Here is an 8,370-nt window from a genome sequence, read left to right on the forward strand (position 1 = left end):
GCGCCGGGGGTTACCCCGGCACCAGTGACCTGTTTGAGCGAGAGTTACTCGTCTTCCAGTTCGATGTTGATACCCAGCGAGCGAATCTCTTTCAACAGTACGTTGAAGGATTCCGGCATGCCCGGTTCCATCTGATGGTTGCCGTCCACGATGTTTTTATACATCTTGGTACGACCGTTGACGTCATCAGACTTAACGGTGAGCATTTCCTGCAGGGTGTATGCTGCACCATAAGCTTCCAGCGCCCACACTTCCATCTCACCGAAGCGCTGACCACCGAACTGAGCCTTACCACCCAGCGGCTGCTGAGTAACCAGGCTGTAAGAACCGGTAGAACGCGCATGCATTTTGTCATCAACCAGGTGGTTCAGTTTCAGCATGTACATGTAGCCAACGGTAACCTGGCGCTCGAATTGCTCACCAGTACGACCGTCGAACAGGGTAATCTGACCGGAAGTCGGCAGGCCACCCAGCTGTAACAGTGCCTTGATTTCAGACTCTTTCGCACCGTCGAAGACCGGCGTTGCGATCGGCATACCTTTTTTCAGGTTTTCAGCAAGACGCAGAACTTCATCATCGGTGAAGGTATTCAGATCGACCTTCTGACGAACATCGGTACCCAGGTCATACGCTTTCTGGATGAACTCGCGCAGTTTGGCGACTTCCTGCTGCTGTTTCAGCATCGCGTTGATTTTCTCACCGATGCCTTTCGCAGCCATACCCAGGTGGGTTTCCAGAATCTGACCGATGTTCATACGAGACGGTACGCCCAGCGGGTTCAGTACGATGTCTACCGGCGTGCCGTTTTCATCGTAAGGCATATCTTCGATCGGGTTGATCTTAGAGATAACACCCTTGTTACCGTGACGCCCTGCCATTTTGTCACCCGGCTGAATCTGACGTTTAACGGCCAGATACACTTTAACAATCTTCAGCACGCCCGGTGCCAGATCGTCGCCCTGAGTGATTTTGCGGCGTTTCGCTTCGAGTTTTTTCTCGAACTCGTGTTTCAGTTCGTCGTACTGCTCAGCCAGTTGTTCCAGCTGATTTTGTTTCTCTTCGTCGGTCAGGCCCAGTTCCAGCCAGCGATCGCGCGGCAGCTTGTCGAGCTTCTCAGCTTCAACACCACCGGCAACCAGCACCGCGTAGATACGGCCAAACAGGCCGGCTTCGAGGATCTGCAGTTCTTCAGACAGGTCTTTTTTAGCCTGCTTCAGCTGCATCTCTTCGATTTCCAGCGCACGTTTGTCTTTTTCCACGCCATCGCGGGTGAAGACCTGAACGTCGATAACCGTACCGGAAACACCGTTCGGTACGCGCAGAGAAGAGTCTTTAACGTCAGACGCTTTCTCGCCGAAGATCGCGCGCAGCAGTTTCTCTTCTGGCGTCAGCTGGGTTTCACCTTTCGGAGTCACCTTACCAACCAGAATGTCGCCGCCGGTCACTTCTGCACCGATGTAAACGATACCGGATTCGTCCAGTTTAGAGAGCGCAGCTTCACCCACGTTCGGGATATCAGCGGTGATCTCTTCCGGCCCCAGCTTGGTGTCACGGGACACACAGGCCAGTTCCTGAATATGAATCGTGGTGAAACGATCTTCCTGAACCACACGCTCGGAGACGAGGATGGAGTCTTCGAAGTTGTAACCATTCCACGGCATGAACGCTACGCGCATGTTCTGACCGAGAGCCAGTTCACCGAGGTCGGTGGACGGACCGTCTGCCAGCACGTCGCCGCGCTCAATTGGCTCACCCAGAGACACACAAGGCATCTGGTTGATGCAGGTGTTCTGGTTAGAACGGGTGTACTTGGTCAGGTTATAGATGTCGATACCTGCTTCGCCCGGGTACATCTCGTCTTCGTTAACTTTGATAACGATACGGGATGCATCCACGTACTGAACCAGGCCGCCACGTTTGGCTACTGCGGTAACACCGGAGTCGACGGCTACAGCACGTTCCATACCGGTACCAACCAGCGGCTTATCAGCGCGCAGAGTCGGAACCGCCTGACGTTGCATGTTCGCACCCATCAATGCACGGTTGGCGTCATCGTGTTCCAGGAACGGGATCAGGGACGCACCGACGGAAACCACCTGCTGGGTGGAAACGTCCATGTAGTCAACCTGATCGCGGCTGAACAAGCTGGATTCGCCTTTGCTACGGCAGGTAACCAGGTCTTCTACAAAGTGGCCGTTTTCGTCCAGGTTGGAGTTCGCCTGAGCGATAACGTAGTTGCCTTCTTCGATAGCAGACAGGTAGTGAATTTCGTCGGTCACAACACCGTCGGTCACTTTACGATACGGCGTCTCGAGGAAGCCGTATTCGTTAGTCTGTGCGTACACGGACAGGGAGTTGATCAGACCGATGTTCGGACCTTCAGGCGTTTCGATTGGACATACGCGACCGTAGTGAGTCGGGTGTACGTCTCGAACTTCAAAGCCTGCGCGCTCACGGGTCAGACCGCCTGGGCCGAGTGCGGAGATACGACGTTTGTGCGTAATCTCGGACAGCGGGTTGTTCTGGTCCATAAACTGAGACAGCTGGCTGGAACCAAAGAACTCTTTCACTGCCGCAGAAATCGGCTTGGCGTTGATCATATCCTGAGGCATCAGGGTATCCAGATCGCCCAGAGACAGACGCTCTTTCACCGCACGCTCAACACGTACCAGGCCAACGCGGAACTGGTTTTCCGCCATTTCGCCTACGGAACGGATACGACGGTTACCGAGGTGGTCGATATCATCGACTTCGCCTTTACCGTTACGGATATCGATGAGCTTCTTCATCACTTCGATGATGTCGTCTTTGCTCAGGATACCGGAACCTTCGATTTCATCGCGCAGCAGAGAACGGTTGAACTTCATACGACCGACCGCAGACAGATCATAGCGGTCTTCGGAGAAGAACAGGTTCTCGAACAGGCTTTCCGCTGCTTCACGAGTCGGCGGCTCACCCGGGCGCATCATGCGGTAGATTTCTACCAGCGCGCTCAGACGATCGTTAGTCGGGTCGACACGTACAGTTTCAGAAATGTACGGACCGTGGTCCAGATCGTTGGTGAACAGAGTCTCGATACGCTTGTGACCAGACTGGCTCAGCTTCGCCAGCAGATCCAGGCTCAGCTCCATGTTTGCCGGGCAGATCAGTTCGCCAGTGGCTTCATCGATATAATCTTTGGCCGCCACTTTACCCGCAATATATTCAACCGGAACTTCGATATGCTTGATATCGTCTTTTTCCAGCTGACGGATATGGCGAGCGGTGATGCGACGGGCCTTCTCGACGTAGATTTTGCCGTTCGCTTCGATGTCGAAGGAAGCCGTTTCACCGCGCAGACGCTCCGGTACCAGTTCCATCTGCAGCTTGTTGTCGCGAATTTCAAAGACCACTTTCTCGAAGAACAGGTCAAGGATCTGCTCAGTGGTGTAATTCAGCGCGCGCAGGATGATGGTGGCCGGCAGCTTACGACGACGGTCGATACGGACAAACAGGTTGTCTTTCGGATCGAACTCGAAGTCCAGCCAGGAACCGCGGTAAGGAATGATACGTGCGTTATACAGGACCTTACCGGAAGAGTGAGTCTTACCTTTGTCAGAGTCAAAGAAGACGCCCGGGCTACGGTGCAGCTGAGAAACGATAACACGTTCAGTACCGTTGATAACAAAGGTACCGTTGTCGGTCATGAGCGGAATTTCGCCCATGTAGACTTCTTGTTCTTTAATGTCTTTAACAGTGCCTTCCGGCGCTTCGCGCTCGTAGATCACCAGACGCAGTTTAACGCGCAGCGGTGCCGAGTAGGTCACGCCACGGATCTGACATTCTTTAACATCAAAAACAGGTTCGCCCAGACGGTAGCTGACGTATTGCAGCTCAGAGTTACCGCTGTAGCTTTTAATCGGGAACACGGAACGGAAAGCAGCTTCCAGACCGTACTGCCCTTCAGGATCTTGCTCGATAAACTTCTGAAACGAGTCAAGCTGGATAGAAAGGAGATAAGGTATGTCCAGAACCTGCGGACGTTTACCAAAATCCTTACGAATACGTTTTTTCTCGGTATAGGAGTAAACCATAGGGTTCCTCAGCTCGCTGACAAGTCGACCCGTCTGCCCAAATAAGGCAGTTTTTTATGCAACACTATTTTGTGGACCGGAAAATGGAACACTTTCCGCAATGCCTGTTTCTATCACGCTTAAACCATTTCGTTGCGATTTACACAGCTCAGGAACCCGACCTGTCGCAGTATATTAAGTCGTCTATAGAAACAAGCATTGAAAGGACAACCCAGTAGTCAAACAGTGTGAAACGCTACTGGTGCCTTACAGCGCAAAAAGGCTGGTGACCAAAAAGTCACCAGCCTCAGCCTGATTTCTCAGGCTGCAACCGGAAGGGTTGGCTTATTTGACTTCAACTTCAGCGCCAGCTTCTTCCAGAGATTTTTTCAGAGCTTCAGCGTCGTCTTTGCTGATGCCTTCTTTCAGTGCAGCCGGTGCAGATTCTACCAGGTCTTTAGCTTCTTTCAGACCCAGGCCAGTTGCGCTACGTACTGCTTTGATAACAGCAACTTTGTTAGCGCCTGCAGCTTTCAGAATTACGTCGAATTCAGTTTTTTCTTCAGCAGCTTCAGCCGGGCCAGCAGCTACAGCTACAGCAGCAGCAGCGGAAACACCGAATTTTTCTTCCATTGCAGAGATCAGCTCAACAACGTCCATTACGGACATAGCGGATACTGCTTCAATGATTTGATCTTTAGTGATAGACATTTAAATTGTTCCTGAATATCAGAATAAGTTTATACGTAAGCGAGCGCTTTACAAAGACAACTGCGATTAAGCAGCTTCTTTCGCATCGCGTACAGCAGCCAGAGTGCGAACCAGTTTGCCAGCCGAAGCTTCTTTCATGGTTGCCATCAGGCGTGCAATTGCTTCTTCGTAGGTCGGCAGAGTTGCCAGGCGGTCGATTTGCGACGCCGGGATCAGCTCACCTTCAAAGGCTGCAGCTTTGACCTCAAATTTTGCATTCGCTTTCGCGAACTCTTTGAACAGACGAGCAGCAGCGCCCGGGTGTTCCATAGAGTATGCAATCAGGGTCGGACCAACAAACGTGTCTTTCAGGCACTCAAACTGAGTCCCTTCAACGACGCGGCGCAGCAGGGTGTTACGAACAACACGCATGTAAACGCCAGCTTCACGACCTGCTTTACGCAGTTCAGTCATTTTATCAACAGTAACGCCACGGGAATCCGCAACTACTGCAGACAGCGCACCTTTGGCTACTTCGCTGACTTCAGCAACAATCGCTTGTTTGTCTTGAAGATTTAAAGCCATTAGCTTTGCTCCTGGATGTTTGCCAGAGCTTATGCTCTGGAACTCACTTCACTCTTTCCAACGAAAGAGCGTCTTTAATACGGTGAGCAGAAACAAGCCAGAGTATCCAAAAATAATCTTAGCGTTCTGTCACCGTCTACGCAGGGGATTAAGTTTCTGACGAAACACCTGCGGTCTTCGACGGAGGCCTGGATAGGCCAGGCTCCAACGAACAAATTCTTCCTACCCTTCGCTATTCAGGCTGTGCCGGCGTTGGCTGTCTTCGTTCACACCGGTCACATAGTTCACTATGCTCCCGGAGATTCACTCAGTTGCCGCCTTGCCACAACCTGACTATCTCGGATAGCGTTCTGCACGTAGCAGAATCGTGGGGGTAAGATTGTAGACAAAATCACCGCCCACGTAAAGCTAATCTTAGTTCGCAGAAGCGCTCAGACCAGCCTGATCAACGGCAACACCAGCACCCATGGTGGTGGAGATGCTAACTTTCTTGATGTACACGCCTTTAGCCTGAGTCGGTTTTGCTTTTTTCAGAGCAACCAGCAGAGCTTCCAGGTTTTCTTTCAGTTTGTCAGCGTCAAAATCCACTTTACCGATGGTGGTGTGGATGATGCCGTTTTTGTCGTTACGATAACGAACCTGGCCTGCTTTAGCGTTCTTAACAGCTTCAGCAACGTTCGGAGTAACGGTACCCACTTTCGGGTTTGGCATCAGGCCGCGCGGACCCAGAACCTGGCCCAGCTGGCCAACAACGCGCATTGCATCCGGGGAAGCAATAACAACGTCAAAGTTCATTTCGCCTTTTTTGATCTGGTCAGCCAGATCTTCCATACCTACCAGCTCGGCGCCTGCAGCTTTAGCAGCTTCAGCGTTCGGGCCCTGGGTAAATACAGCTACGCGAACGGAACGGCCAGTACCGTGCGGCAGTACAGTCGCGCCACGGACGTTCTGGTCAGATTTACGCGCGTCGATGCCGAGGTTAACGGCAACATCAACGCTTTCAACGAACTTAGCAGTAGCCAGTTCTTTCAGCAGAGAGATGGCTTCGTTGATGTCGTACTGTTTGGTCGCATCAACTTTGTCACGAATCACGGACATGCGCTTGGTCAGTTTAGCCATTTCTTAGTCCTCCACTACCAGGCCCATGGAACGTGCAGTACCTTCAATGGAGCGAGTCATCGCTTCAATGTCGGAACCAGTCATGTCGGCAGCTTTGGTCTGCGCGATTTCCTGCAGTTGAGCGCGGGAAATTTTACCTACTTTGTCTTTGTTCGGTTTACCGGAACCAGACTTGATACCAGCCGCTTTTTTCAGCAGAACTGCTGCCGGCGGAGTTTTGGTAACGAAGGTGAAAGAACGGTCAGCGTAAACGGTAATAACAACCGGGATTGGCAGACCTTTTTCCAGGGATTCCGTTTTGGCGTTGAACGCTTTGCAGAATTCCATGATGTTCACACCCTGCTGACCCAGTGCTGGACCAACCGGCGGACTCGGGTTTGCCATACCAGCTGCAACCTGCAGCTTGACGTAGGCTTGTACTTTCTTAGCCATTTAAATTTCCTCGTTTGGGTGTAGCGCCTGAAAAGGCTCCCCGTGATAAATATCGCTTTATGGGAATCAGACCCATAAAAACAAAAGGCGCGAAATTGTATGTCAATTTCGCGCCTCATGCAACGATTAAATCGCTGCTTTTTTGATCGCCGCTTAGGCTTTCTCTACCTGGGCAAAGTCCAGTTCAACCGGAGTAGCACGGCCGAAGATGGAAACAGAAACCTTCAGGCGAGACTTCTCGTAGTCAACTTCTTCAACCACACCGTTAAAGTCAGCGAACGGACCATCGCTAACGCGTACCATTTCACCCGGTTCAAACAGGGTTTTCGGACGCGGCTTATCGCCAACCTGCTGCAGGCGGTTCATGATCGCATCAACTTCTTTGTCGCTGATCGGTGCCGGACGGTCAGACGTACCGCCAATAAAGCCCATCACGCGCGGTACGCTGCGCACCAGGTGCCAGCTTGCGTCGTTCATTACCATCTGGACCAGAACGTAACCCGGGAAGAATTTGCGCTCGCTCTTGCGGCGCTGGCCACCACGGATCTCGACCACTTCTTCGGTCGGCACCATGACTTCGCCAAACAGCTCTTCCATATTGTGTAATTTGATATGTTCACGCAACGAGGTAGCTACGCGACCTTCAAAACCGGAAAACGCCTGAACGACGTACCAACGTTTTTTAGGAGCTTCAGACATCTCAGAACCTCAGGCCAGTGATAAAGGATACCAGGCGAACCAGAATACCATCCAGTCCCCACAGGATCAGTGACATTACCGCAGTAACCGCAGCAACAATCAGCGTGGTGTGCAGCGTTTCCTGGCGAGTTGGCCAGATAACCTTGCGGACTTCGGTTCTCGCTTCACGGGCGAAGGCAACGGTCGCCTTACCTTTAGTGGTTAACAGCGCGACGCCACCGGCAGCAGCGATCAGAATCACTACAGCCAGCGCACGCACCGCCAGCATAATGTCACGATAAAGGAAGTTGCCTACGATGGCCACAATCAGCAGCGCAGCAACGATCACCCACTTCATCGCTTCCAGGCCGCGCCCGCTCCCTTGAGCTTCGGTATTCGCACTCATAAACCAACCTGTCACAAGAATTCAGACAAATAATTTTGCCCCGCGAGAGCGAGGCAACCAAACCGAAATGCTCTGCTGCGTTTCGGACTTAACGCCCTCTACAGAGCCTGTCTCAGCAATGATTATGGCAAAAAAAATCACTGATGAGCCAGGTTCTGGTTCGAAAGCGTGCAAAAAGGGCATCAAATGATGCCCTTTTATTGCGCATTGCGTCAAATGTTATCAGCGATTAGCTGAGAACTTTTGCTACCACGCCAGCGCCAACGGTACGGCCGCCTTCACGGATTGCGAAACGCAGGCCGTCGTCCATCGCGATCGGGTGAATCAGGGTAACAACCATTTTGATGTTGTCACCCGGCATTACCATCTCTACGCCTTCCGGCAGTTCGATGGTGCCAGTCACGTCAG

Annotated in this window: 7 protein-coding genes and 1 pseudogene; all 8 read right to left on the reverse strand. The window is 52.1% G+C overall.

What is annotated here, in order from left to right; all coding sequences use genetic code 11:
- Nucleotides 1-44: 44 nt before the first annotated feature.
- Nucleotides 45-4,073 (reverse strand): DNA-directed RNA polymerase subunit beta, encoded by a 4,029-nt coding sequence (gene rpoB, locus CWM52_RS23195; RefSeq protein WP_100686242.1) that lies wholly within the window; start codon nucleotides 4,071-4,073, stop codon nucleotides 45-47.
- Between the two features lie 324 nt (nucleotides 4,074-4,397).
- Nucleotides 4,398-4,763, reverse strand: a complete 366-nt coding sequence (rplL, locus tag CWM52_RS23200) for a 50S ribosomal protein L7/L12 (protein ID WP_004118416.1) — start codon at nucleotides 4,761-4,763, stop codon at nucleotides 4,398-4,400.
- A 66-nt stretch (nucleotides 4,764-4,829) separates the two neighbouring features.
- Complete coding sequence (rplJ, locus tag CWM52_RS23205; protein ID WP_001207203.1) at nucleotides 4,830-5,327, reverse strand: 50S ribosomal protein L10; 498 nt, start codon at nucleotides 5,325-5,327, stop codon at nucleotides 4,830-4,832.
- A gap of 414 nt (nucleotides 5,328-5,741) precedes the next feature.
- Entirely contained in the window at nucleotides 5,742-6,446 is a 705-nt protein-coding gene (gene rplA, locus CWM52_RS23215) for a 50S ribosomal protein L1 (RefSeq protein WP_100686243.1), read from the reverse strand.
- 3 nt (nucleotides 6,447-6,449) lie between these two features.
- A complete protein-coding gene (rplK, locus tag CWM52_RS23220) occupies nucleotides 6,450-6,878 on the reverse strand; it encodes a 50S ribosomal protein L11 (RefSeq protein WP_004097640.1) in 429 nt (142 codons plus the stop codon).
- Between the two features lie 153 nt (nucleotides 6,879-7,031).
- On the reverse strand, nucleotides 7,032-7,577 hold the full coding sequence (nusG, locus tag CWM52_RS23225) for a transcription termination/antitermination protein NusG (protein ID WP_002438628.1): 546 nt from the start codon (nucleotides 7,575-7,577) through the stop codon (nucleotides 7,032-7,034).
- A gap of 1 nt (nucleotide 7,578) precedes the next feature.
- Complete coding sequence (gene secE, locus CWM52_RS23230) at nucleotides 7,579-7,962, reverse strand: preprotein translocase subunit SecE (protein ID WP_004118411.1); 384 nt, start codon at nucleotides 7,960-7,962, stop codon at nucleotides 7,579-7,581.
- A gap of 229 nt (nucleotides 7,963-8,191) precedes the next feature.
- Nucleotides 8,192-8,370: pseudogene (gene tuf / locus CWM52_RS23240) on the reverse strand (elongation factor Tu); the annotation flags it as partial.

The sequence above is a fragment of the Raoultella sp. T31 genome (assembly GCF_002806725.1).
Classification (GTDB): domain Bacteria; phylum Pseudomonadota; class Gammaproteobacteria; order Enterobacterales; family Enterobacteriaceae; genus Klebsiella; species Klebsiella electrica.